At 35.7% G+C, this 24,642-nt stretch carries 25 protein-coding genes and 2 pseudogenes; 13 read left to right on the top strand and 14 right to left on the bottom strand.

Annotated elements, in window-relative coordinates; all coding sequences use genetic code 11:
* Positions 1-35: 35 nt before the first annotated feature.
* From FACI_RS03790 to FACI_RS03755, 8 genes are all read right to left on the bottom strand, one after another.
* A complete protein-coding gene (locus tag FACI_RS03790) occupies positions 36-305 on the bottom strand; it encodes a ferredoxin family protein (protein ID WP_171481533.1) in 270 nt (89 codons plus the stop codon).
* Complete coding sequence (locus tag FACI_RS03785; RefSeq protein WP_009886797.1) at positions 302-1,567, bottom strand: FAD-dependent oxidoreductase; 1,266 nt, start codon at positions 1,565-1,567, stop codon at positions 302-304. Before FACI_RS03785 ends, FACI_RS03790 begins: the two co-directional genes overlap by 4 nt.
* Before the next feature lie 66 nt (positions 1,568-1,633).
* Entirely contained in the window at positions 1,634-2,251 is a 618-nt protein-coding gene (locus tag FACI_RS03780) for a hypothetical protein (protein WP_009886796.1), read from the bottom strand.
* A 99-nt stretch (positions 2,252-2,350) separates the two neighbouring features.
* Positions 2,351-3,103: a proteasome assembly chaperone family protein gene (locus FACI_RS03775; RefSeq protein WP_019841483.1), complete on the bottom strand. Its 753-nt coding sequence runs from the start codon at positions 3,101-3,103 to the stop codon at positions 2,351-2,353.
* The gene (locus FACI_RS03770) at positions 3,084-3,263 is read right to left on the bottom strand and encodes an RNA-protein complex protein Nop10 (protein WP_009886794.1); all 180 of its coding nucleotides are present in this window, start codon (positions 3,261-3,263) and stop codon (positions 3,084-3,086) included. The genes FACI_RS03775 and FACI_RS03770 overlap by 20 nt, the downstream gene beginning before the upstream one ends.
* Complete coding sequence (locus tag FACI_RS03765) at positions 3,260-4,009, bottom strand: translation initiation factor IF-2 subunit alpha (RefSeq protein WP_236942515.1); 750 nt, start codon at positions 4,007-4,009, stop codon at positions 3,260-3,262. Before FACI_RS03765 ends, FACI_RS03770 begins: the two co-directional genes overlap by 4 nt.
* Positions 4,010-4,028: 19 nt before the next feature.
* Positions 4,029-4,229 (bottom strand): 30S ribosomal protein S27e, encoded by a 201-nt coding sequence (locus tag FACI_RS03760; RefSeq protein WP_009886792.1) that lies wholly within the window; start codon positions 4,227-4,229, stop codon positions 4,029-4,031.
* 2 nt (positions 4,230-4,231) lie between these two features.
* A complete protein-coding gene (locus FACI_RS03755) occupies positions 4,232-4,513 on the bottom strand; it encodes a 50S ribosomal protein L44e (protein ID WP_009886791.1) in 282 nt (93 codons plus the stop codon).
* Positions 4,514-4,629: 116 nt separating this feature from the next.
* Here FACI_RS03755 and FACI_RS03750 point away from each other — a divergent pair, with 116 nt between their 5' ends.
* On the top strand, positions 4,630-4,947 hold the full coding sequence (locus FACI_RS03750; protein WP_009886790.1) for a hypothetical protein: 318 nt from the start codon (positions 4,630-4,632) through the stop codon (positions 4,945-4,947).
* 150 nt (positions 4,948-5,097) lie between these two features.
* Entirely contained in the window at positions 5,098-8,172 is a 3,075-nt protein-coding gene (gene ileS, locus FACI_RS03745; protein WP_019841482.1) for an isoleucine--tRNA ligase, read from the top strand.
* Here ileS and FACI_RS03740 read toward each other — a convergent pair.
* Together FACI_RS03740 and FACI_RS03735 are read right to left on the bottom strand one after the other, a co-directional pair.
* Positions 8,165-9,136, bottom strand: coding sequence for a DNA methyltransferase (locus tag FACI_RS03740; RefSeq protein ID WP_009886787.1), 972 nt, complete (start codon positions 9,134-9,136; stop codon positions 8,165-8,167). The genes ileS and FACI_RS03740 overlap by 8 nt on opposite strands.
* Positions 9,126-9,440, bottom strand: a complete 315-nt coding sequence (locus tag FACI_RS03735) for a DNA-directed RNA polymerase subunit L (protein ID WP_009886786.1) — start codon at positions 9,438-9,440, stop codon at positions 9,126-9,128. The genes FACI_RS03740 and FACI_RS03735 overlap by 11 nt, the downstream gene beginning before the upstream one ends.
* Before the next feature lie 437 nt (positions 9,441-9,877).
* On the opposite strand from FACI_RS03735, the gene tuf reads away from it, so the two are divergent.
* The 9 genes and pseudogenes from tuf (at position 9,878) to FACI_RS03685 (ending at position 19,785) form a co-directional block, all read left to right on the top strand.
* A complete protein-coding gene (gene tuf, locus FACI_RS03730; protein ID WP_009886784.1) occupies positions 9,878-11,158 on the top strand; it encodes a translation elongation factor EF-1 subunit alpha in 1,281 nt (426 codons plus the stop codon).
* 6 nt (positions 11,159-11,164) lie between these two features.
* The gene (gene rpsJ, locus FACI_RS03725) at positions 11,165-11,476 is read left to right on the top strand and encodes a 30S ribosomal protein S10 (RefSeq protein ID WP_009886783.1); all 312 of its coding nucleotides are present in this window, start codon (positions 11,165-11,167) and stop codon (positions 11,474-11,476) included.
* Between the two features lie 828 nt (positions 11,477-12,304).
* Positions 12,305-13,129, top strand: a pseudogene (locus FACI_RS03720) (IS4-like element ISFac10 family transposase); the annotation flags it as partial.
* 106 nt (positions 13,130-13,235) lie between these two features.
* Positions 13,236-14,396, top strand: a complete 1,161-nt coding sequence (locus FACI_RS03715) for an IS256-like element ISFac8 family transposase (protein WP_009886780.1) — start codon at positions 13,236-13,238, stop codon at positions 14,394-14,396.
* Positions 14,397-14,415: 19 nt separating this feature from the next.
* Positions 14,416-14,652, top strand: a pseudogene (locus tag FACI_RS03710) (IS4-like element ISFac10 family transposase); the annotation flags it as partial.
* Between the two features lie 267 nt (positions 14,653-14,919).
* Positions 14,920-15,681 (top strand): hypothetical protein, encoded by a 762-nt coding sequence (locus FACI_RS03705; protein WP_148285722.1) that lies wholly within the window; start codon positions 14,920-14,922, stop codon positions 15,679-15,681.
* Entirely contained in the window at positions 15,682-15,909 is a 228-nt protein-coding gene (locus tag FACI_RS03700) for a hypothetical protein (RefSeq protein ID WP_009886777.1), read from the top strand. It begins immediately after the preceding gene.
* A 620-nt stretch (positions 15,910-16,529) separates the two neighbouring features.
* Positions 16,530-18,728, top strand: coding sequence for an elongation factor EF-2 (locus FACI_RS03690; RefSeq protein WP_009886775.1), 2,199 nt, complete (start codon positions 16,530-16,532; stop codon positions 18,726-18,728).
* Positions 18,729-18,771: 43 nt separating this feature from the next.
* Entirely contained in the window at positions 18,772-19,785 is a 1,014-nt protein-coding gene (locus FACI_RS03685) for a pyridoxal-phosphate dependent enzyme (protein WP_009886774.1), read from the top strand.
* Here FACI_RS03685 and FACI_RS03680 read toward each other — a convergent pair.
* From FACI_RS03680 to hsp20, 3 genes are all read right to left on the bottom strand, one after another.
* Entirely contained in the window at positions 19,782-20,198 is a 417-nt protein-coding gene (locus FACI_RS03680) for an OsmC family protein (RefSeq protein ID WP_009886773.1), read from the bottom strand. The two genes, FACI_RS03685 and FACI_RS03680, sit on opposite strands and share 4 nt — an antisense overlap.
* A 62-nt stretch (positions 20,199-20,260) precedes the next feature.
* The gene (locus tag FACI_RS03675; RefSeq protein WP_009886772.1) at positions 20,261-20,842 is read right to left on the bottom strand and encodes an ArsR/SmtB family transcription factor; all 582 of its coding nucleotides are present in this window, start codon (positions 20,840-20,842) and stop codon (positions 20,261-20,263) included.
* 29 nt (positions 20,843-20,871) lie between these two features.
* Entirely contained in the window at positions 20,872-21,411 is a 540-nt protein-coding gene (hsp20, locus tag FACI_RS03670; RefSeq protein WP_009886771.1) for an archaeal heat shock protein Hsp20, read from the bottom strand.
* A 364-nt stretch (positions 21,412-21,775) separates the two neighbouring features.
* Here hsp20 and FACI_RS03665 point away from each other — a divergent pair, with 364 nt between their 5' ends.
* Both FACI_RS03665 and FACI_RS10115 read left to right on the top strand, forming a co-directional pair.
* Entirely contained in the window at positions 21,776-22,855 is a 1,080-nt protein-coding gene (locus FACI_RS03665; protein ID WP_009886770.1) for a hypothetical protein, read from the top strand.
* Positions 22,852-23,157: a hypothetical protein gene (locus tag FACI_RS10115; protein WP_009886769.1), complete on the top strand. Its 306-nt coding sequence runs from the start codon at positions 22,852-22,854 to the stop codon at positions 23,155-23,157. The genes FACI_RS03665 and FACI_RS10115 overlap by 4 nt, the downstream gene beginning before the upstream one ends.
* 863 nt (positions 23,158-24,020) lie before the next feature.
* Here FACI_RS10115 and FACI_RS03655 read toward each other — a convergent pair.
* A complete protein-coding gene (locus FACI_RS03655) occupies positions 24,021-24,539 on the bottom strand; it encodes a deoxycytidylate deaminase (protein ID WP_009886767.1) in 519 nt (172 codons plus the stop codon).
* Between the last annotated feature and the right edge of the window lie 103 nt (positions 24,540-24,642).

Below are 24,642 nucleotides of genomic sequence, written 5' to 3'. Positions count from 1 at the left end.
TGATGTATTTTAAGTATTGCTAATATTTCAGGAGTTTATCCGTAAATATAGCTTACACCCTTTTCAGGATACTTGAATTGGAGAGCTCCAAATGGGCATGCATAAAGTGCAGCTCCACATTCCAGGCATCTTTCATAGTGGACAGATATGCCATTTTCCTTATCCTCTTCATATGTTCCAGCGGGGCAAACCTTTATGCATGGCTTATCAACGCATATTTTGCACATTTCGGTATTGACCTCTATATGGCTCTGGTTTCCAACTTCATTTTTATTTAGCCCAAGTCTCTTTATTAAATCCATTATATCACCTTTAACATATCCTGCAGCAATGTATAATACCCGATATTGTTCTTTTTTATTTCATCCATCAAAACACTTTTTATATTTTCCCGGGGATTGTCTGTAACTGTGAACATCCTTTCAAGAATCCCTGCCATCATCTTCGGATATGCATCGAATGTCCTTTCATTGCCAAATAATGTAGATACTCTTGAAGCAGCCTGCATATCTTTCAATATAAAGCTTTTCTCCAGCATCTGTTCATAAATATATGTGTCCTTGAAATCACCGGAATCTGTTATTTTTTTAGCAGCTTCCCCCGCAAGGCGCCCGGATTCTATTGCATTGTCCATGCCCCTTATTGTAAATCCATCGTTTATTAAAAATCCTGCTGCGTCGCCTGTAACCATAAGGTTATCCGCATATCTCGCCGGGAGGGTTTCGAACCTGTAAAATGGTATTAAATGGGCAGAATATTCAAGCAACTTCCCCTCAATGCCGAGCTTTTCCCTGAAATCCTCTATTATATTGAAGGCCTTTTCACTGTGCCCCTCCAGGGAATCCAGCTTTAATGTCAGCCCTATTGAGGTAGAATCCTTATTTGTGTATGCAAATCCGCCACCCTTTACACCATTGGAAAGCCCGAGTATAGTTTTTGCTTCACCATAATCTGCATCAGGTTTTTTGTCCACTATTTCCTTTACTCCGACCATGAATTGCTTTGGCATGAAATCAGGATTTTCCTGTAGATTTTTCACCGGCTGCATTTTAAATGCCTTTTCCTTCCTTATTCCAAGGTATCTGGAAGCAAAACCTGCAGCACCATCACTTTCTATTACAAGTGGTGTCCTTATATCTCCCCTGTCACTTTTAACGACAAGGCCACCATCTTCCCTATCAATTCCTGACACAAGTGTGGAGTAAGATACAGGAACTCCAAGATTTTCAGCTTCAGAAGCAAACCATGCATCAAACCTTGACCTGAGTATAGAGTAACTATTTTCAGTATCTTTATTTTCAAATGAGAAGCTTGCCTTATTATTCCCTGTATAAATTTCAAAGGTTTCCTTCTTAATCGGCAGTTCCAGCGGGGCATCCCTGTATCTGTCGCCCAGGAGTGTCTTTAAGGAATGGATATACATCCTGCCACCCGATACATTTTTTGACCCGGAGTGTTCCCCACGTTCGAGAACTATAACCGAGAGACCATTTTTTGCAGCACTTATCGCCGCAGAAATGCCGGCGAGCCCGCCTCCCACCACTGCAACGTCAACATCATAATCCATTATTACGTATAATTACTATATTTAATAATTTTTGGTATATGCTGTTAACTCTTTTAAATTAAAAATTCATTGTGTTATTAAGGATTTCCATACATCCATTTCTGTCTTTTTCCTTCTTTTAAGGTAACTGCTCCAGTAATCCCCTATAAATTTTACAGGTATTGTGCCATTATATACCCTGTATGAACTGTTTTTTGTATACATATATTCTATGTCACGCACCACAATATCTTTTATTGTTGTTTCCTTCATAATGTAATAATTTGCATTTTCGCTGTCATTCAGGATATAAAGCAATTTTTTTCTGTTCCTGTTAAAATCTATATATTTCAATATTTCATTCCTTGTCTCCCTTTTAAGCTCGTTTCCGGATTCCACATCATTCCTGATCATATCATACAGGCTGTATTTCCCAATTTTCCTCTCATCAAGGGGTAGCCTCATAATTTCAAACATCCCCGATTTTGACTTCAATATTTTTATGTATCTGTAATCTGTATTTCCCAGCCTTATCTTTAAATCAATATCGCTGCCCCTGTATACCTTTATTGCAGAAATTTTGCCCGGAAAAGATTCAAAAAGATTTATTACCATATAATATACGGGCTTGTCACATTCATTAATATTGTCAAAATCCTTTTTCAATTTTTTAATGTTGCCTGGTTTAAAAACTTCGGCTTTCATTATTACTACATGTTATTAAAATATAAAAATTTGACATTATCCAACCAAATTATAACTATCCACAAATGGTGTGGATTCTATGGATATAATGTAAAATGTTTATCCAAAGTATCCCAGGTCATCCTTGGGAGCCTTGTTCTGTGCTTCCTGCTTCATCTTTTCGGTTATATCCTCCAGCTGCCTGGTTTTTTCATCTATGTCTTTCAGGTTTATTCTGGTCTTAAGAACCTTTGCCAGAACCATTATTATTTCCCTTGCACTCTTGGGGTCGGCAAAATATCCTGATGTTTCCCCCATAAAACAGGCACCGGGGATTGAAAATAGCTCAGTTCCCATGCCAAGAATTAATCCGGCAGATCCAACTATTCCACCACTTGGCTCGCCTTCTGAGAAAATAACACCTTTGCGGGCAAGGGGCTTTATCAGTTTTTTGTCTGTTACAGCTCCCAGTACGCGGGGTTTTTCAACTATCTTCCCAACACTATAGCCACCAAGCGTATAAATCATTGAAACTTCATATTTTTTAAGAAACTCAAGCATTCTATATGAAAGTTCATACTGCCCTTCCTGTGTAGTTCCCTGGAAATCACCTGTGAGGAAAATAAAGTCGTGTTCCCCACTGGTTTTTTTATAATAAAGTGATTCCCTGACCAGGTGCACCACATTGTTGTTAATAAATACCTGTGGTGGAAGGAATTCGGAATACACATCCGCCAGCTTTTTCATTTTTAATTTGTCAACAAAATAATCAACGGTAATTTTGCCAACATTGCCTATGCCTGGTAGCCCGCCTACGAATATGGGGGAATTTAATTCAGGTTCTTCATAATTTTTAAACATTATTTTTTCCATTGTGTTCATCCTCAAGCAATTTAATCCTGTACTTCTGGAATTTGTCCGCGGGCGAATATTTCATCGGGATTGCCATAACAGTTGCTGTTCCACAATTGCTGCATATATCATTCATTGTGTACAGTTTGCATGATGGGCATATCCTTATTAAAGTTCTCATTGTTCGTCCCTTGTGAAACTGTATGATATGCTGTATTTTTTGCATGCAGTTGAGATCTTTTCAAGCACATTTTTCAATTTTTCCTCTGCAGATTTATAATCCTCATCTACTATGGAAATCCTATATTTTGGAGACCCTGCATATGTTATTTCAATATTGTTTCCGGAGTCGACATCAAGAGCTTCCCTTATGAGCTCTATTCCGTTGGATGCCAGCGAATACATATCTATCTCGCCGCCTATCTTTACCATGGGAATTGAAATGTTCTCCTTTGCAACCTTTATGAATGCATCTTTCCACGGCTCATTTTTATCGCTCATGAACTCCTTATTTGATGCAGCCTCAAAGAATGCGTCATAGGCACTTCCATATTCTGATACCAGGTAATCTTCCATATTCTTTGTTATAGCCTTATCAGATATGTTTGCTTCCTTTGCCACGATTTCCAGGAGTTTCTCAGATTTCTGGTCGTTTTTCCATTCTTCTATCTTCTCCCTCTTCTGGTGCTCGTTAACCCTTTTAAGGGAAAGGTCAACATGCCTCCTGTTGCTATCTACATTCAATACCTTGCATACTGTTCTCTGGTTAACCCTGACAAAGTCTTTAATGTGCTTTATCCACCCTGTTGCGACCTCAGCTATGTGAATAAAACCTGAAACGCCAGGATATTCATCCAGCTGTACAATTGCACCATAATTCTGGACTTCTTTGATCGTAACAACTACTAAATCTCCTGGTTCTGGCATATCTCTGGACATAACTGGCCTATAATTTTATCTTTTCAACAAGCTCTCCAGATGTGGCAAGTGTTGAACCTGTTGGTTTTGCTATGGTTGACCCACAGATGTTGCAAACTACCACAGAAGAGACTTTTGAATAAATTATCTGTTCATTCCCGCAATCTTTACATTTAATTTTAAGGAAATTATTTCCTACTTCCTTCAATTTTTTAAATTCGTCTGCCATATTTATGCCTCCACTATTTCAAATTTCTTGGCTCTCTGTGTGGGTGGTGTTATAGATTTCTTGCATACTGTGCACTTAAGCCTCAATGCAATTCTTTTGGTTGGTTTTTCTCTTCCTTCATATCTTGGTCTTGGAAATCCTCCATAACCTGATGTAACCCTTCTAAATCTCCTCTGGCCTGCCCTTAATTCGCTGGCCTTTCTTTTACGTACTCTTTCTACATCATGTACTGTATGTTTTTTGCAATATGGACAGTAAGTTTTTATCTGTTTTGGCATTTTCATAATATCAAACCTTAAACTATATTTTTTACTGATATATAATGTTTATACAATTACAAATTGTATGTAAAGCATATAAATTAACAAATATTAAATATAAATTTAACCTATAAAAGTGAATGGCCAATTACAAATATAGAAAATATGGAACAAGGGTTAATAAAAATTACCGGGAAAATAATGGTGAAAAAGCTTCAAAAAAACTTGACATGAGGCGGGAAGACGAATTTAACTACATGCTTGGAACCCTGCTGAAGGACCTTCCTGATAGTGTCAGGGGAGCAGTAAGGGGCAGCATATATGCTATCACTTCAAAGAAAGGCATTAAGGATGCCAAGGAATATATAATTAAAAAGAAAGAAGATGGCACCATAGACGAAAAAATGGAGAAAAACCTCATAGATTTAATATATTCATACAGCAAGTACAGGAATTAAATATCCTGTGGCATCTTTCCAACTTCCCCGATTATTTTTATGCTGGCAGTATATATTTTATGGCCCCTTTCAACTACCTGCGGATTATTAACATTGCATATAATTAGATTTGATAAAAAATAATAAATACATTTTATTACTGAACTGATAATGAGTAGCAATTTTTACCAGACTATTGACGTTAACAAATCATCGATGGATATTGAGAAAGAAATAAGGAAATACTGGAAAGAAAATAAAATCATCGAGGATATATTGAATAAGGACAGGAATCTTAAAAGATATACTTTTCTTGAGGGGCCACCAACAGCAAACGGGAGGCCGCATGTAGGGCATCTCATGACCAGGACAGTAAAAGATACTGTCATGAGGTATAAATACATGTCCGGATACGACATAGGAAGAAGAACCGGCGGGTGGGATTGCCACGGCCTTCCTGTTGAACTGGAAGCAGAAAAGCATTTCGGGTTTAATACAAAAAAGGAAATAGAGGATTTTGGAATTGAAAAGTTCAATGAATACTGCAGAAACAGTGTATTTACATACATAGATGAATGGAACGAAGTAGACAGTGAAATAGGATACTGGATTGATGAGAATAAATCCTATGTAACATTGAGAAACGACTATATGGAGAGTGAATGGTATGCCCTTAAGAAGCTATTTGATGAAAATATGCTTGTAAAGGATTACAAAATTGTCCCATATTGCCCCAGATGCGGAACATCCTTAAGTTCCCATGAAGTAGCCCAGGGATATAAAAATACAGATGACACATCTGTATATGTAAAGTTCAGGATAAAGGGCAGCATGAACCGTTATCTTATAGCATGGACAACAACGCCCTGGACACTGCCATCAAATGAACTTCTTGTTGTGAATAAAGATTTTGATTATTCGCTGGTCTCGGATGGGAACAACGAATACTATGTATTATCCAGTACAGTCCAATCATTATTTAAGGATGCAAAAATCCTGAAAACAATAAAGGGAAAAGACCTTGTTGGAACACATTATGAGCAGCTTATGCCATTTCTTCATGTTAGCAAGAATGCACTTCAGGTCGTCCCCGGTGATTTTGTAACAGCAGAGGATGGTACGGGAATAGTCCATGCAGCACCCGCATTCGGGGCTGACGATTTTGACATAGCAAAGGAATACAATGTTAGCCTTATAAATCCCGTGGATTCAGAGGGGAAATTTGATAATAGTGTTCCATGGAAAGATAAATTTGTCATGGATGTTAATCCCGATATAATCGGATACTTAAAGGAAAATAACCTTCTATTTAAAAGCCAGAAAATAAAGCATACATATCCATTTTGCTACAGGTGCGGAACAAAATTGCTTTATTATCCACTGGATGCATGGTTTATCAAAGTATCCACAATAAGGGAACTGCTGAAGAAAAACAATGATAAGGTTAACTGGTATCCCGAATACCTTAAGGACGGAAGATTCGGAAATTTCCTTAATGATGCAAAGGATTGGGCGTTAAGCAGGAACAGATACTGGGGAACTCCATTGCCCATATGGAAATGCAGCAACGGGCATTACCTTGCAGTTGGAAGCAGGGAAGACATAGAAAAGCATGGTGGCAATATACCGGATGACCTCCACAGGCCATTTATCGATGCTGTTAAACTGAAGTGCCCGGAATGTTCAGAAACTATGGAGAGGGAGCCATATGTCATAGATACATGGTTTGATTCTGGAAGTGCAAGCTATGCCGCTATGCATTATCCCTTTAACAAAAATTTTAACACGGAAGGCATACCTGTAGATTTTATAACAGAGGCAATCGACCAGACACGTGGCTGGTTTTACACGCTTCATGTTATATCATCCCTGCTTTTTGGCAGAAATGCATATAAAAATGTAATGTCTATGAGTTTCATCCTTGATGAAAACGGGCAGAAAATGAGCAAGAGCAAGGGGAATTTTGTTACAGCCAGAGATTTTATATCTATGTATGGTGCAGATCCTGCAAGGCTTTTCTTCTACACAGGCGCACCATGGAATTCAAAATCAATTGACAAGAAGCTCATAGGCGATACTGCAAGAAAGGTGTTCGGCACACTATCCAACGTTTACTCATTTTTTGCATCCAATGCGAACCTGGATGGATTCGTCTTCCAGGACCTTGAACCCTCCAGCAACCTTCTGGACAGGTGGCTCCTTTCCAGATTAAATTCTACAATAGAAAATACCCGGAAGAATATGGATGAATTTGACATGCATATAGCCCTCAGAAACATAATGGACCTTATAAACGATTTTTCCAATTATTACCTGAGGCTATCAAGGAAAAGATTCTGGGAAGGGAAACTGGACGATGAGAAGAAGAAGGCATATGAAACACTGTATTATACCCTTATAAATATATTGAAACTTCTTGCACCACTGGCGCCCTTCTATACAGATTATATGTACCAGAAACTCTCAGGCCCGGAAAAAACAATCCATTCAGAAAAATACCCGGAACCTGACAATAATTACATAGACAGCGATCTGGAAAAGGAATTTAAATATGCCATATCCATAATGGAACTTTCCAGGCGGGCAAGGCAGGAATCCAATATAAAAGGAAGGCAGGTTGTGGGCAATATAATGCTGTACAGCGATATGGAATTAAATCCGGCTATTCTTGATATAATATCCCCGGAGCTTAATTCTATGGATATTAAATTTATACCATTTGGAGAAAGGCCTGTTAAAACAACAGTAAAACCTGTTTTCTCAAAGGTAGCTCCAGTATTGAGGGGAGAGACCAATAAATTTGCCGAGTACCTGAATTCAGAAAATATTTACAGTGAACTTAAAAAGAACGGCAAAATAACGTATAAAGGCAATGAATTTACGCCGGACTTTTTCGAAATCCATGAGGATCCATCACCGGAATACGCCTTTGCCAGTGACGAAAAAACAGGGATATCCGTATTCATAAACAAAAATATTGACAGCAATCTTCTGCTGGCAGGATATGCAAGGGAAATTATCAGGAGAATACAGATAATGAGAAAAGACCTTAATCTGGAATATTCCAGTAATATCAAAACGGAGATAAATGTGACAGGCGATATAAGAAAATCCATAGAGAAGTTTATGGACCTTATAAAGAATGAAACATTAAGCAAAAGCATAGAATTCTCATCATCCAACGATGGAAAAGTCTGGGATATTGACGGGGAAAATGTCCAGATCAGCATAACTCCGGTTAATTAATCCTGGATAAAATAACAAATTGCCGGATCAGCGATTTATGCTGGTACACAGGTACAATTTTTTCTATATTGAAATATTTTACTGCATAATCCAGAAACTGGATATTATTTACTATAATGGAACACTTCCCGCCGCTTTTTAACAATTCATTAAATTTTATAAATGATTCCTGGTATAATTCCACTATGTCATGGTTATTTATTCCGGAACTCCTCCCATACGGCATATCTGTGACTATCCCATCAACCTTCTTATCCAGTGATAAGCTGGCTATATCTAAATTATACATTTTATAATTCTCTATGCCAAAATACTTAAAATTCAATTTTGTGCCCATTACCATATTAAGTTCTGAATCGTTTCCAATTATTTTTCTTCCAAGCATTGAAGCTTCTATGAGTATGCCGCCAGTTCCACAGAACGGGTCGAGCAATGTATCTCCCTCCGCTGTTCCTGATGTGTTAACCAGGTATCTTGCATATTTGGGGTGGAGGGAAACAGGTGAAAAAAATGGCCTCATAGGCGCCCTGCGCTCTTCGAAACGTTTTTTATCCCTTTCATATGTGAGGATGCACAGGTACCATTTATCAAGAAAAATTGCCCTGACAATAAAATCAGGATTTTTAAAAGATATTCTGCCTTTGCCACCTAAATTTCTTCCTATTTCAGATTCTATCCCCTCTGTCTCTGTTTTAGCTTTTCCTATAACCCTGACGTAAAAACAACCATCCGGAATTTCTGTTCCCGTAAAATTATTGTAATCGTCACTTTCATTTATAACTCTGGATATATAATTGGTGAATGCAGAGTTCATTACCTTCCCCGGGTCACCATCAATTAATGCAAATTTACCACTGAGGAAAATTATCTGAAAATTTTTATAAGTTTCCTGAATAGATTTTATTTCAGTGTGGGCTATTTCAATATTTTCACCTGAAAGTTCCAGGATATATCTACTGTTCATTTTTTTCTGTGCTGGCTTTGAATTTTTCAAGTTCCTTCTGCAATTCCGCATCCAGCGATTCGTAAATCTTGTTCATGCGTTTTATAGCTCTTTTAATTGCAGCCTGGGGCTTTCCCGTACTGACTTTTACATAAATCTCCGGATTGTCTATGTCGGGGTGTTTTATGTAATAGTGAGATTCCACAACCTTATCATCCTTTAATATCTCCTCGACAAGGGGCCTTAAAACGGTATTGTCATAATTTATCATTTCTACTTTAATTGAATCTTTGTCCTTTGAAATAATGTTAAATTGAGAATCCATGTAGCTATATTTTAAATTAGTATATATTTATTATCACAGGAGCGAGATATTTTTAATTTTTATTATTCATCATTGCAGAGAGCAATTTTCATAGTTTCTATCCGGTTAAAATATTCTTCAGGAGTTTTCAAATAAATTCTCTAGCCTAAATTCCACCGGAACCTGCCTCCTTCATTTGAAAAATTATCATACACCCAATATTCGACAATTTTGACTTTTTTTGTGGTACCATATCCAGGATCCGGTTAGAACGGGCAAAGCCCCAGTATTCCATTCTGGGCCAGAAATTATGCCACAAAACATTTTTTAGAATTAAAGATTCAAGTATAACTCCCGCGTTTTTATCTGTACTACCATTATGATAAGAAAGATATTTAAATATTAAAGTATTATATGGTAAAGAAAGGATTGTCAATCCTGGTTAAAGGTGAAAGAAAATGGCAGAATTACCACATATGAATTTAGTTATAATAGGGCATGTCGATCATGGAAAGTCTACTTTCGTAGGAAGATTATTGTTCGAACACGGAGAGATCCCACAGCACATAATAGACGAGTACAAGAAAGAGTCTGAAGAAAAGGGAAAGGCAACATTCGAGTTTGCCTGGGTTATGGACCGGTTTAAGGAAGAAAGGGAAAGAGGAGTTACAATCGACCTTACACACAGAAAATTCCAGACAGACAAATACTACTTTACTATTATTGATGCACCCGGACACAGGGACTTTGTTAAGAACATGATTACAGGAACAAGCCAGGCAGATGCAGCAGTGCTTGTTGTTTCAGCAAGAGAGGGTGACGGTGTAATGGCACAGACAAGAGAGCACGCTTTCCTTGCCAGGACCCTTGGTGTATCACAGCTCATAGTTGCAGTCAACAAGATGGATGCAACACAGCCAGCTTACAGTGAAAAAAGGTACAACGAAGTAAAGGAACAGGTTACAAAACTGCTTACCCCGATTGGATTTAAGGATGTTCCAATTATACCCATGAGCGGTTACAAGGGAGACAACATCATGAAAAACAGCGCAAATCTGTCATGGTGGAAAGGCCCAACAATTATGGAAGCACTTAATAACCTTAAGGTACCAGCAAAACCAACAGACAAACCGCTTAGAATACCGGTTGAGGATGTTTACTCCATAACAGGTATAGGCACAGTTCCAGTAGGGAGAGTGGAAACTGGAGTCATTAAAATAAATGACAAGGTAATATTCCTTCCTGCAAACAAGTCAGGGGAAGTGAAGTCAATAGAGGAGCATCATACTGCAATGCAAAGCGCTGAACCTGGTGACAATATAGGATTCAACGTAAGGGGAATTGCAAAGAACGACCTGAAGAGAGGAGATGTCTGCGGCCCAGTATCTGCACCGCCAACAGTTGTAAAATCATTTACAGCCCAGATAGTTGTACTTCAGCACCCGAGTGTAATAGCAGCTGGATACAAACCTGTATTCCACGTACATACTGCCCAGATAGCCTGCAGATTTGAAGAAATCATAAAAACAATAAACCCGAAGGATGGAACCACACTTAAGGAAAAACCCGATTTCATAAAAGCAGGGGATATAGCTGTAGTTAAGGTTATACCTGACAAACCCCTTGTAATAGAGAAAGTATCGGAGTTCCCGCAGCTGGGAAGATTTGCAATAAGGGATATGGGTATGACCGTTGCAGCCGGTCAGTGCATAGACCTTGAAAAAGCCACAGTAGCGTGATGATATATGGCATATAAAGCAAGGATTTCACTGAGTGGCACCGAAAATCAAATAGTTGACGTAGTTTGCAACGAGATCAAAGCCATAGCAAAGAGAACTGGTGTAGAAATACACGGTCCAATCCCATTGCCTACAAAAAAACTTAAAGTTCCATTAAGGAAAAGCCCCGATGGGGAAGGTTCTCCAACATGGGACCGCTGGGAAATGAGAGTACACAAACGCCTTATGGATGTGGATGCCGATGAGAGAACCCTAAGGCAATTAATGAGGATATCCATTCCTGATGGCGTCAGGATTGAAATCCAGATAAAAAGCTAAATTATCTGTGTTTTTTAATATTATTTTTTATTTCAATTAATTTTTCTTTATCTCCGAAATCTTCAAGATTATTTTGCTATATGCAGTTTGTTCTAAATGAGTTATAGAATGGTCATTACTAATGCTGGCCTGCTATTGCTGTAAATTTACCCATTATATTATCCCAATATTCGACTTGATAACTATCTAAATAATAAATGGAGCACGCCAGTGAATATATCTATAATACATTGAAATAGATATACAATAAGGCAAAGGAAATACTAAACGGGCGCATGAAAACGTTACAGAATCATATAAAAATCATTGAATGAAAATTTCATCCATATAGATACACCATATGAATGAAAGAAATCCAGAGATTTTGTAAACAACCAGTTAAGGCATAAGAGGATGATAGATTTCGATTTGTAATAAAATCGACCTGCAAACAATAAGTCAGAAAGGTCAATAAGATCAATAATTACATAATGGAAAGTATCAGATAGTCCATAGTATTTTTCACATCTTTACACTGTACAGAAATCCTATTGAAACAAAAATAAATTTAAAGCCATATTAACTCCATGTTAATTCAAACCATTGAACTATTACTATATCGAATAGTTTATATATTTTTTAGAATTATATTTATTATGAAGCAAAAGTATGTAGCACTAGTTGCGGTACTGATTGCTACTATGTTTATTATGATTGCATATTCATCTGCCAATACTAATTATATAAACAATATTAATGATGCCAAATCAAATAATAACATACCAGTTTCCTATATTTAACCATTATGCATGACCATGTCATATTTATTCTATGATTTAATTTTTAATTATGGATGAGAATGTCAATAAAATCCTTAAAAAACACTGCAATAAAATATCTAAAGAATCAAAGGTTGAAGGAATAGGCATAGACAGCTATTCCAGGAAATTTAACCTATCAGCACATCTATCCATTTTAGCAACTGGAATAATTAAAAAGAATGACCTTACAGATATAGCATATAACAATGGAATAAGCAAATCACAGCTGTCAAAGCTTAACAATAAAAGGCCATACAGTATATTTGAAAAGGTATTTTACAGTATTCTGAGGCCCTTTATAAAGGCACACAGGTATGATATATACCATGATTATATTGACAGATTATACAGTGTTCTGGCAATAGATTCTACATTTATAGAAACAATGGTTAAGGGTTCAGGCATCTATCAGAGGGGGGAAAGGAGAAATGGAATAAAAATACATACTGCAGCCATTGCAAGCCCCTATCCTTTGCCATTGAAGGCAATAATTACACCTGCAAATGTACATGATTCTAAAGTATTTGATGATCTGCTGGAATATATCAATGAATACATATCTGGCAATACAGTATTAACATTTGATTTAGGGTACTATAATCTTGGCAGGTTCATGGAGTTAAAGGAAAAAGGTATAAATTTTGTTTCAAGGATAAAGAAGAATGCTGATTATACTGTAATAAAGGAGGAAACATTCAATTCTAAGATTGTAAGGTTTAGAAATGGATTGGAATTAAGATTGGTATCACTGGATATTAATAATAGGAAAAGGGAATATATAACAGATATACTGGACCTTCCTGAAATATACATTTATTATATCTACATGAGAAGATGGGTAATAGAGAAAATAGGTTGTGTATGTAATTTTGTGTAAATATAAACCCCCCTGTTATCAATGAATTTAATCATTAAATAACAGGAAAGGATACCTCTTTTGAGCAGAGAGGTAACAAAATATGGAAAATACAGATATAAACATATCGGCTCTTGAGAATGTAGATATAGATAGAATATTAAAGGAAGCAATAAAAGAGAAAATAGAGAAATTAATGGAAACAGAATTAAATGCATATCTAGAGGAAAATCCAGGAATAAAGAATGGAAAATATAAAAGAGATTTAAAGACAAAGTATGGTGAAATAAAACAATTAAATGTTCCCAGAGACAGGGATAGCAATTTCCATACACAGGTAATAGAACCATATAACAGATCAATAGGAATGGAAGATCTTATAGTATCAATGTATTCCAATGGAATATCTACAAGGAGAATAGCAGGTATAATGGAGGATATTTTAGGGAATAAATATTCTAAATCTACTATATCCAGAATAACAGATTTAACCATAGAAGAGGTTTATAAATTTATTAACAGGCCATTGGACAAAAGGTATATAGCAGTATTCTTAGATGGATTATTCTTCTATTTAAGAAGGGGAAATGTAGATAAAGAGCCTGTTATATTTGCATTAGGAATAAAAGAAACAGGAGAGTATGAAGTATTAGGGTTCTATTTAACAGTTAAAGAATCACATAATGCATACAAGGAAGTACTTGAAGATCTGTATAATAGAGGATTAAAGGAGCCATTGTTAATTGTAGCAGATGGAATAAAGAATTTAGATGAGGAAGTAATGGAAATATATCCCCGATCAGAATTCCAATTGTGTACAATACACTATGCAAGGGGATTAAAATCCAATGTAAGGGAGAAAGATATTGATGAAATAACAATAGATGCGAATAAGATGTTTAAATGTGATAATAAGGAAGAAGCTATAATAAGATTTAATGATTTTAAATACAAATGGAAGAGTAAGTATCCTAAAGTTATATACAATACTGAAAAGAATCTAGGTAAATTATTAAGATTCTATAATTATCCTGTAAATATAAGGAAATCATTGAAATCTACCAATGCCATAGAGAGATTTAACGGAGAAGTAAGGAGAAGGGTAAAAACAATATCATCATTCCCTGATGAAGATTCAGCAATGAAGGTATTCTATTATAAGTCAATAGAATACAATTCAAAGCATGCATTCAGGAAGATGAACGGATACTATAAATGCAAGGATGAAATAAAGGAAATGTTTCAGAAGCGGTATCCTTTATAAATACACAGAATTCTGGACACAATCGAAAATATTTGAAAATATGAAAAGGATTTTAAAAATAACACATTTAATATCAAGGGATTTAAATGGAATTATAAACCAGGTATTTGCAACTCTTATTTCCTATATTGTACTGTTGATATTGCAATCATCAATGAATATATACCATACTCCTGCGGAAATAGTAAGGTCAATAAGGAACAGTAAAGAGCTTGATATTGGCCATGATTACATGAGCAATTTCAATAAAATATAATAGCAATAAATTAAATCGGGCTTACTTAATAGTAAGCCCTTACCCCTTCCATCAGGCAATATTATGATCTTAATTTTTTATAATAATTTTTCCATTGGATTTACAACCAGCAATCAGAGAATTTTAATTATAATTCCATTGCTCGACAATAATTGTCATAGCAACACTGTGTAAATTGATGTTATCTTTATGAAATTGCAAATGATCAGATATAAATATTGGAAATCTGTATGTAATAATTATGTTAAACTCGGGAACATTACATTTATGAACAATTTTATTGATTCTAACAATGGCACAATAATACCAGCTAATATAAACAAAACTTCCATAAACAACATATATAATTATAATAACAATGATATAAAAAATAATAGTATAACAGCATATCAATACAATTATACTAAAACAAACAATTCAAATTATCTATTACAGTATTATAATAATTCCACTATAAAGTATACAATAGCATTTACAGAAAAGTTCAAAGATTATAAAGTAGAAATAGCTGATATAATAGCAAATGAAAATAATAATAAGATATCTTATATATATGCAAACATAGTTCCCATAAACTCATCAAAGATATTATTAGGCAATGAATTTACATTGAATTATAAGGGCACGTATAGTAATGAAATGAAATCACTGATAGGCGATGTTAAACTGGTTGCATTTAATTATATGTTCTCCGGCAACAGTACATTAAATAAATTTGGCATAGAATATTCATACATTGCTATAGCAATGAATACTATGTTAGGATTTACAAATAATAATGTAAAAAATATAGTTGTAGATAAAACAAGTGCAATAGCAATAGACTGGAGTTGGGGATGCATAGTATCAATAACGATTCTTGTTGTTGAATTAATGGGAGTAGTAGCAATGTTAGGAGGTCTAGCTCTTTCCACTGGGATAACCGGAGGAGCGGCCATAGCTCTTTTCATTCTAGGCTTAAGTCTATCTATAGGTTTGATAGGTTATCAAACATATCTGATTGGTAATGCATGTTATGGGGGATGGTAAATGAACAATACTCATAATAATAAAGAAGAAAATAAGATAAGCAAAAAAAAATCTATAAAATTAGGGATAATTATACTTTTATTGTTTGTTATTGTCGAACTTATAGCAGTTGCATATGATATATCCCACATAAATATTTTACTTTACATATTTATTATTGGGACAATAGTTTATATAGTAGTGGTCATATATCTAGTAAAAAATAGGCATAATATTTTAAATAATTAAAGTTTTTCCTTAATTATCATCTAAATTTCCAATACTTATATCTAATTATCTGCAATTTCATAAAAATAACATCAATTTCAGTGTTGCTATGGAAATTATTATCGGTCAATGGAATTTTTTAATATTCCCACGTTTCCTCTTCTATTTTAGTATGACCAGCATTCTTCTTTAGTCTTGAAATAAAATACATATTATTCTCCTTTAACCCCATGACCCCGCGGTTGTTTTTGAGTATGGTTTATACCATTGTAACTTTGCACGATATAAACAAAAGAGAGATTAAACATTAAATTTAAATAGTGAATCATAAAATATAATACTAATCCGGCGTATCTATCAATATTCAAAAGGCGCAACAAGGTTGGAAATGTATGATATGTTTTAAAACAATTCCCTTTTTTATAATTAGTATTGTATTTATTAACTTTAAGTCCCCATTTATCCCACATATAAACGGTGTGGTCTCCACCACTCACACTAATAAAATGAAAACATATAAATTCGTATAATATATAGTGGATATAACAAAATACATATTGTTGTCGTAATATCATTAAATTTTAATAATTATTAAATAATGATTTTCGATACGGTATTATAAACGTTAAATGGTGTTGTTAATGGGGCGAAAAGAAGAAAATGTTGCAAAAGCAATGAAATTAGTCGAACATCCAGAATTGATCAGAAATATTGATATTGCTGCTCATATAGACCATGGTAAAACCACATTGAGTGATAATCTTATTGCCGGTGCTGGCATGATGAGCGAAGATTTGGCAGGAAAGCAGTTGCTGCTTGATTATGATGAACAGGAGCAGGCAAGAGGAATAACCATAAATGCAGCTAATGCTTCCATGGTGCATGAAGTAGATGGAAAAGAATTTCTTATTAATCTTATAGATACGCCAGGGCATGTTGATTTTGGCGGTGATGTTACAAGGGCTATGAGGGCAGTTGACGGTACAGTAATCGTTGTGGATTCTGTTGAAGGTGTAATGCCACAGACAGAGACAGTGGTAAGGCAGGCCCTTAAAGAGAGAGTAAAGCCAGTGCTTTTTATTAATAAAGTGGACAGGCTTATCAATGAATTGAAGCTGAATGGAGATGAAATGCAGAAACGTTTCATAAAAGTTATTACAGATGTAAACAAGCTTATAACAAAATATGCACCGAAGGAATTCGCTGATTCATGGCTTGTAAATGTTAAAAATGGAACAGTGGCTTTCGGTTCAGCATACCATAACTGGGCACTATCTGTTCCGGCAATGGCATTATTCAAGGTTACATTTAAAGATATAGTAGATCTCGTCAGTGCAGGAAAACAGAAGGAACTGGCTAAAAAAGCACCTTTACATAAGGTGGTTCTTGATATGGTTACCAAAAACCTTCCAAATCCGGCTGTTGCCCAGAAGTATAGAATACCACAGATATGGCATGGGGACCTTGACAGCGAGATAGGCAAGGCTATGGAAAAGTGTGATGACAATGGCCCTGTAAGTATGATGATAACAAAAATACTTATAGACCCGCATGCAGGAGAAATTGCAGTGGGAAGAGTTTTCTCCGGTATAATAAGGAAAGGAAGTGAATTATATGTTACAGGAGCTGGAAAATCAAAGGTCCAGTTACTATCTATGATGGTTGGCCCTGACAGAATTTCAATAGACGAAATAGCTGCAGGAAATATCGCAGCAGTTGTTGGATTAAAGGGAGCAATTGCAGGTTCTACAGTATCATCACTGCAGGATATGGATGACTTTGAACCAATGTCCCACTATTCTGATCCAGTAGTTACCCTTGCAATTGAAGCAAAACATACTGCAGACCTTCCCAAACTTATCGATGTACTGAGATCGGTTTCCAAGGCAGACCCGTCCATACAGGTAGATATAAACCAGGAAACAGGGGAACATTTAATCTCTGGTATGGGAGAATTGCATCTTGAAATCACAATGTACAGGATAAAAAATGATTACCACGTTGATGTTGTTACCTCAGCTCCCCTTGTAGTTTACAGGGAAACTGTGGACAAAACAGGTGGGCCATTTGAGGGAAAATCACCCAACAAGCATAACAGGTTCTATTTCAAAGTTGAGCCATTGCCTGAAGGTGTAGTGCAGGCTATCCTGGAAGGTAAAGTGCCTGACGGGTCTAAAATAAAAGATAAGAAAGCTGTCATGGCCATACTCGAGGAAGCTGGCCTTGACCATAATGAAGCCAGGGGGCTTGTATCTATCCACGGGGCAAACCTTCTTCTGGACATGACAAAGGGAATCCAGTACCTTGATGAAACAATGGAACTTCTTATAGAGTCATTTAACGAATCCCTGGACAAGGGCCCGCTTGCAAATGAAAAGGTATATGGATTGAAGGTAAGCCTGATGGACGCAAAACTTCATGAGGATAGTATCCACAGAGGGCCGGCACAGGTTATACCTGCAGGAAGAAACTCAATATATGGTGCAATGTGCCAGGCAGGCAGAGTATTAATGGAGCCCATGCAGAAAGTTTTCATCAGCGTTCCACAGGAATTAATGGGCCCTGTAACCAGTGAACTCCAGCAGAGGCGTGGCGTTGTTGAAGATATGCAGCAGAATGGTGAAGAAATCACTGTTATAGCAAATGCCCCTGTTTCAGGAATGATAGGTTTCGCATCCGCAATAAGGAGCGCAACAGGCGGAAAAGCTATATGGAGTTCAGAAAACTCTGGATATCAGCGTGTTCCATATGAACTGCAGGCTGGAATAGTTGCAAAGATAAGGGAAAGAAAGGGACTTAAGCCAGAACCATATGATGAATCCTACTATTCATCCCTTTAATTTTTTTGCATAGTATTTTATTTTTAATTGTATTCTTATTTTTATGCGCACAGTTTGTTTTAACGGCCATCCACGGCTCGAGCACGAGTTAAGATGCAGGCAATGCAATGAACCATTTGAAATTGTTCCGGAAGGAAAATTTTATGATGATATGGATAAAAATTTTAATTATATCTCCAGATGGGTAACTCTGGGCGAAGTAAGGACACCGGTTGTCAAAATTAATAATGATCTTTCATTCAAACTGGATTACTTTTCACCAACTTATTCATACAAGGATCGTGGTACAAGAAATCTGATTTCCTATATAGCCTCAAGGAGAAAGGAACTTAATATAGAAATGATCAATGAAGATTCTTCCGGGAATGCAGGTTCTTCAATAGCAGCATATGGAATAAGCGCAGGCTTTAAAACTAATATTTACGTTCCTTCAAATGCGAATCCAGCCAAGCTGAAACAGATTGAAAGTTATGGGGCTCATATAATCAAAGTAGATGGCTCAAGGGATCATGTACAGGAAGAAGCAGAACATGCGGAGGGATTCTACGCTTCCCATATATTAAACCCTGAATTCAGGGATGGCATCAGGACACTTGCCTATGAAATATTCCTTCAGGGCAAAATGCCTGACAATATATTTGTACCAATATCAGCAGGCACCTTGCTTTCAGGGCTATATAGCGGCTTAACCCATCTTTATAATTCCGGAGAAATAAGTAAAGTGCCTGTAATAGTTGGTGTCCAGCCGGAGAATATTTCACCTGTATGCTCATTCATAAACGGAGAAAAATACGATCCTGACAATAACCTTTCATCAATAGCCGATGCCCTTGTGGCAAAACGCCCTGTCCTGATGAACAAAATGATTAAAATTATGAAAAATGGCAACAGGTGCATTTCTGTATCGGAAAATGAAATAATAACAGCAAGAAAAGACCTTGCATTGAAAGGGTTTTATGCAGAATACAGTTCTGCTACTGTATTCGCAGCCTACAAGAAATCCCATTTTGAAGGGTCATCACTGCTGGTACTTACCGGGAATGGGTTAAAAAATTAGCGGTAATCCTGCCCATTTATTGTATAATAATAGGAAACAGGAATACCTGCGCCTTTGACAGTGAGCGATACCGAGCAATATTTTTCTAGAGACAGGTCTATTGCCTTTTTCACAGATTCCGGATCCATGTCTCCTTCAAATATGTAATGGATTTCACCATATTTTAAAAGTTTTGGATCAGTATCCCTTTTCTCGCCTACTACTTCACATCTATAACTCTTAATTTCCTTTTTCATCTTTTTTAAGATATTGAGCACATCATCGCTGCTGCATCCTCCCATTGCCAGAAGCAGGAGCTCTGTAGGTGAATGGTATTCCTCATTGCCTACTATGGAATTTTTGAATCTTGTTTCTTTTTTTCCATCATCAGAAATAAATCCAACTTCACTATCAAACTTAAACGATACTTTCATATTTGCATATTTATAAAATATATATAACTTTTAACACTTGCTTGATTATAAAACGGATTTTATTATCCATGCAAAAATTTATCCACAATTCCTTTAACAAGCTCTTCAGGAATTCCCATATTGTTAGCAACGATTGATATATCCATAGTTTCAAGATATCCGTATATTACCTTTCTGTAGAAATTGTCAAAGCCTGAAGCTCTCTCCTTTAACATGCCTATTATTGCATCCTTTTTCGATGAGAGTAAATTTCTTTCCCTGTCGATTTTGTCTATTTCACCATTTAAATCCTTTAATTTATTGACAAGATCGGAATTATCGCCTTCAACATTTTCGTCCACATAATCAATATCTATTTTCTTAATTTTCATAAAATTTTTTGAATAATCTATAATTATGGTTGAGAACCCCATAGACCTGTAAACTTTCCGTGGCGGCCCCATGGTCGATGGTATGCTTCCATCTGTACATATCAATCCAAGTTTTTCAAGAATTTCCAGCTGTTTATTGATGGCCTGCTGTGAAACCCCTATCATTCTGCTTAATTCAAGCCCATAGGAATTATAATTTGCCAGAGTTTTTAGCATTTCTCTCCTGGTGTTGTTTTCCAGCGCAATTAAAATAGACCATAAATCATCGTCCATGTAAACACCATAAAATATTAAAAATATATTTAATCGATTTTTACTGCTCTGCCGGTACTTTTGTTGTTTACTTTTTTAATTGTTATATCCAGGACGCCATTGGTAAATTTAGCTATAACACTGTTTATATCAACGTCCCTGTCGAATTCTATATTTTTATAGTATTTCCTTGACCCCTTGTCCACCTTAAGTTCTATGTTGTTCTCGTTTACTACCAGGTCAATATCATTTTTCTCGACACCGGGCAATTCATATGTAATGTACACATTTTCTTTATCTTCGTTTATATCTGTAAGCGGCTCCCTGAATCCTTCCTGTGGCTCTGCTTTTGGCCCTATTCCATTTCTTGGCACATTGCCGAATTCCTGGAAAACAGGTTTCCCATCTGGCCCCATCTTGTAACTGAATCCATATACATATGGACCCATGATTTTGCTGTTCGGTTCTCCTTTCATGATGGATTCCCAGAATCTGGCAATTTCCCTGTTTATTTTCTTCATATCAAAGCCAAATTCATCATACATGTCGTTAAATATATCATCCCAGTCATCATCTCTTCTTCCATTCATTTATATCACCTTGGTTAACAACCATTGGTTGTTATCTGTATATTATTAACATGTATATAAATATTTATTTTATTTAAATATAATATAAAAATATTGCATTATAAATAAATGCTGAATTGCGAATATATAACTTCTGGCACGGATGCAATCAAGGTACTGTTGCGGGAAACATAAGTAATAAATGAAATGTTGTATACATATGCACAATGGAGTTATAAATGCAATCCATATAATCTATGCAAATAACTGTAAACTCCTATTATAAGTATGGTTTAAGTTATAAAGTTAACCGGTAAATCATTCAACAATAAATAATTTATTAATATTATTACAGAAATATATATATTCATGTATTAATATCATTGTGAATAAAAAGAAAGTAATAATAGGTGTATTAATGGCAGCAATATTTGTGATGCTCGCATTTGTCCCTGCAGCAGACAATATGCATACAGCTCAAAGCAATACGGCAACAGGGAATATTTCTCCCCAGGTAGCTATCAGCAAATATGTTGTAAATAAATCACAACCCACTATCACAACAATTTCAAACCTATCAAATAAAATTGCAGTATCATTCTCCAGCTGGTATATGAAGAACCGTGTTAAAGAAAACCTTCCTGAAATATCATCAACTACCGGGCAATCACTATTCATGCAATACATTAACCAGTCAATAGCAGGGAAGGCATACATATCACAGCTTACAGTTAATGAAAAATCATCCTTTAATAAAAGCAATAAAATGGAAGTAAGTTCAATAGAATCTATACTTCATTCAGGGCATAAGGTTCCATCAGTTATAAAAAATGGAAGTTCGATAACATATATTGCTAATGTAAGGGCAGATCTCCCTAATGGTGTTACATCCGATAGTGGTTCATGGGTGATGGTTACAATTAACTATTTCATATACCATGCACCATGGTGGCTTGGAGGGTGGACATGGAAATATGGGCAACACGACGTTATTAATACTCTCTATGGAGGAAATAAGGCACAGACGGTGTTCAATGGGTTGTATAGGCATGATGGAAGTACAGCAGCAATGCTTACAACTATATTTGCCGCTGCTACCGGTATAGCTGTTGAGACATTAGGATTTTCTGAGCTGGTAGCAGCTATATCACTTGTCGTATCTCTGGTTTTAAGTAATATAAAGAACGTTTATTTAGAAATGTATGAATCAACATATGCAAATAAGCCTTCAGGTAATAAATATCTATGGAGTTATTTATCAATAGATCAGTACGATAAAAATAATCCCGTTGCACTGGCATCATCAATAGGTTGGTATGGAAAACTTGCCAGTGGAAAGACAGTGACTGTTATACCGAATATACCTGGTCTCAGTTCTCCAGTAACTTTAAGTTTCTCAATGTGGGCAGATAATATAGCCAGTAGCATAGGTACTGATAATTGGTTTATGGGTGATGCACCGTGATACTTTCAGTAAGAATCTATATGTTTATTATGATTTTGATATTTTCAGCATTCTTTTTTATTTTAATCCCCATAAGTAGAGTGCGCCATAGCCCGCATTATGAATACCGCAAAAATGCTTCAATGTACTTTGGTACGGATTTTTTAATATATAGTTTCATATTTTTATATACCTACGCCATGCCCCCATCATATTTTGATGTTATTGTGGCTATCTGGTTCGCTCCAAGTTCATTATTTTGGGCAATTATAGGCTATAGAAAATATTATGACAAAAATGGAGATTATATAGGCAAGGACTAACTAGAGCATTGAGCGTGCAACTGGATCGTAAAATATGTGCAGTATAGATAAGAAATGTGGTGAAAATTATCGGGTGAGTTAATGTTTGGTGTTATTTTATTGTGGATAGAGTTGATGATAATATTTTCTATAGTTTCAATAATGTTTACTTTTTTCTTACATAAACGCAGATATGATTGGTCAAAATCGGAGCAATATTTTACTCTTTTTATGATGCTGGCGAATGGAATAATTGCTATAACTCTTATTGTAATAGGTTATCCATACTCAAATAGAGTTTATGCATACAATTCAATACAAACCCACGAATCTACGTGGGTGGTAATATATGGTTTTATTATATTAATAATTGGTCTGATAGTATCTATAATATTCAAAGTAAAAGAATCAAAGAAAGGTAAATTAAACAGATAAACGGTTTTGCACTTCTGTGTTTGTTCAAACAAACACGTTAAGTTTACTTATAAAGTGGAAATTATTTCAACCTTTCTCTGGTGTCATAGAAAAAGCTTGCAATTACGTCGTTTTATACAATATAAACTGTGATTTAATATTGATGATATAAAAAATTTCAGTTATAAATAATCCTACTTTTTCATGAAACCAATGCTAGTTATTGTTATAGATTTAAATAATACCAGAAAGCAATCTTTGCTTCCAATGCGATATATAAAAACAGGCGCATAATTCTGATTTAAATTGAAATGTATTTTCCATATCAGATGAGAATTCAATTTCATAGAAGGGCAATTTAAGTAAATGAATATTTCTGCTTACTTTACTGGACTCTGTTTAACTACCATAGATTAAAATTGGATGATAATTAAATTACCATATATATTAAAAAATAGTGGTAACGCCGTTTAGTCCTCTCCTGTTTTATGTGTATAATATATTCCTATTATAGACTCCACTTCCGGGTCTGGCAGATTGAATTTACGTATTGTAATATTACTTTCAAGCAGCATCAATTCAGCAAGGTCATCCGGATACCCTTCGGCGAATATTATTTCCTCTATGCTGGAATTCATTATCATCTTGGAGCACACAACACAGGGATGTGTTGTTACGTATATTTTAGATCCTTTGATTGACGAACCATTAACTGCAGCCTGTATAATCGCATTCTGCTCTGCATGCAATCCCCTGCAAAGTTCGTGCCTTTCACCTGATGGCACGTTAAGTTCATCCCTTATACATCCTACTATATCACAGTTTACCGTGTGCGATGGCGGCCCATTATATCCGGTAGCCAGTACATTATTGTCTCTCACAATAACCGCGCCAACTTTTCTCCTTGTGCAGTTGGAGCGTGATGCCGCCAGATAAGCCATACGCATAAAGTATTCATCCCATGACGGCCTTTTTAGCCTTTCTTCCATAAGCTATTGATTAAAAATAAGGATATAAATATTCTTTATCTCGATTCATTACAGTCCGTATATATAAACACGGACAATTATATTTATTTATACAGATGTATTA

Source organism: Ferroplasma acidarmanus Fer1, from assembly GCF_000152265.2.
GTDB lineage: Archaea > Thermoplasmatota > Thermoplasmata > Thermoplasmatales > Thermoplasmataceae > Ferroplasma > Ferroplasma acidiphilum.
This window is presented reverse-complemented; position numbering and strand designations above follow the sequence as displayed.

What these genes read in the sequence shown, in the direction of transcription:
- FACI_RS03690 (WP_009886775.1), top strand. Translation starts at nt 16,530, where the DNA reads ATGGGGCGAAAAGAAGAAAATGTTGCAAAAGCAATGAAATTAGTCGAA.
- tuf (WP_009886784.1), top strand. Translation starts at nt 9,878, where the DNA reads ATGGCAGAATTACCACATATGAATTTAGTTATAATAGGGCATGTCGAT.
- rpsJ (WP_009886783.1), top strand. Translation starts at nt 11,165, where the DNA reads ATGGCATATAAAGCAAGGATTTCACTGAGTGGCACCGAAAATCAAATA.
- FACI_RS03685 (WP_009886774.1), top strand. Translation starts at nt 18,772, where the DNA reads ATGCGCACAGTTTGTTTTAACGGCCATCCACGGCTCGAGCACGAGTTA.
- FACI_RS03750 (WP_009886790.1), top strand. Translation starts at nt 4,630, where the DNA reads ATGGCCAATTACAAATATAGAAAATATGGAACAAGGGTTAATAAAAAT.
- FACI_RS03770 (WP_009886794.1), bottom strand. Translation starts at nt 3,263, where the DNA reads ATGAGAACTTTAATAAGGATATGCCCATCATGCAAACTGTACACAATG.
- FACI_RS03715 (WP_009886780.1), top strand. Translation starts at nt 13,236, where the DNA reads ATGGAAAATACAGATATAAACATATCGGCTCTTGAGAATGTAGATATA.
- FACI_RS03680 (WP_009886773.1), bottom strand. Translation starts at nt 20,198, where the DNA reads ATGAAAGTATCGTTTAAGTTTGATAGTGAAGTTGGATTTATTTCTGAT.
- FACI_RS03700 (WP_009886777.1), top strand. Translation starts at nt 15,682, where the DNA reads ATGAACAATACTCATAATAATAAAGAAGAAAATAAGATAAGCAAAAAA.
- FACI_RS03755 (WP_009886791.1), bottom strand. Translation starts at nt 4,513, where the DNA reads ATGAAAATGCCAAAACAGATAAAAACTTACTGTCCATATTGCAAAAAA.
- FACI_RS03785 (WP_009886797.1), bottom strand. Translation starts at nt 1,567, where the DNA reads ATGGATTATGATGTTGACGTTGCAGTGGTGGGAGGCGGGCTCGCCGGC.
- FACI_RS03775 (WP_019841483.1), bottom strand. Translation starts at nt 3,103, where the DNA reads ATGGAAAAAATAATGTTTAAAAATTATGAAGAACCTGAATTAAATTCC.
- FACI_RS03765 (WP_236942515.1), bottom strand. Translation starts at nt 4,009, where the DNA reads ATGCCAGAACCAGGAGATTTAGTAGTTGTTACGATCAAAGAAGTCCAG.
- FACI_RS03655 (WP_009886767.1), bottom strand. Translation starts at nt 24,539, where the DNA reads ATGGAAGAAAGGCTAAAAAGGCCGTCATGGGATGAATACTTTATGCGT.
- ileS (WP_019841482.1), top strand. Translation starts at nt 5,098, where the DNA reads ATGAGTAGCAATTTTTACCAGACTATTGACGTTAACAAATCATCGATG.
- FACI_RS03780 (WP_009886796.1), bottom strand. Translation starts at nt 2,251, where the DNA reads ATGAAAGCCGAAGTTTTTAAACCAGGCAACATTAAAAAATTGAAAAAG.
- FACI_RS03740 (WP_009886787.1), bottom strand. Translation starts at nt 9,136, where the DNA reads ATGAACAGTAGATATATCCTGGAACTTTCAGGTGAAAATATTGAAATA.
- FACI_RS03705 (WP_148285722.1), top strand. Translation starts at nt 14,920, where the DNA reads ATGAACAATTTTATTGATTCTAACAATGGCACAATAATACCAGCTAAT.
- FACI_RS03735 (WP_009886786.1), bottom strand. Translation starts at nt 9,440, where the DNA reads ATGGATTCTCAATTTAACATTATTTCAAAGGACAAAGATTCAATTAAA.
- FACI_RS03675 (WP_009886772.1), bottom strand. Translation starts at nt 20,842, where the DNA reads ATGGACGATGATTTATGGTCTATTTTAATTGCGCTGGAAAACAACACC.
- hsp20 (WP_009886771.1), bottom strand. Translation starts at nt 21,411, where the DNA reads ATGAATGGAAGAAGAGATGATGACTGGGATGATATATTTAACGACATG.
- FACI_RS03760 (WP_009886792.1), bottom strand. Translation starts at nt 4,229, where the DNA reads ATGGCAGACGAATTTAAAAAATTGAAGGAAGTAGGAAATAATTTCCTT.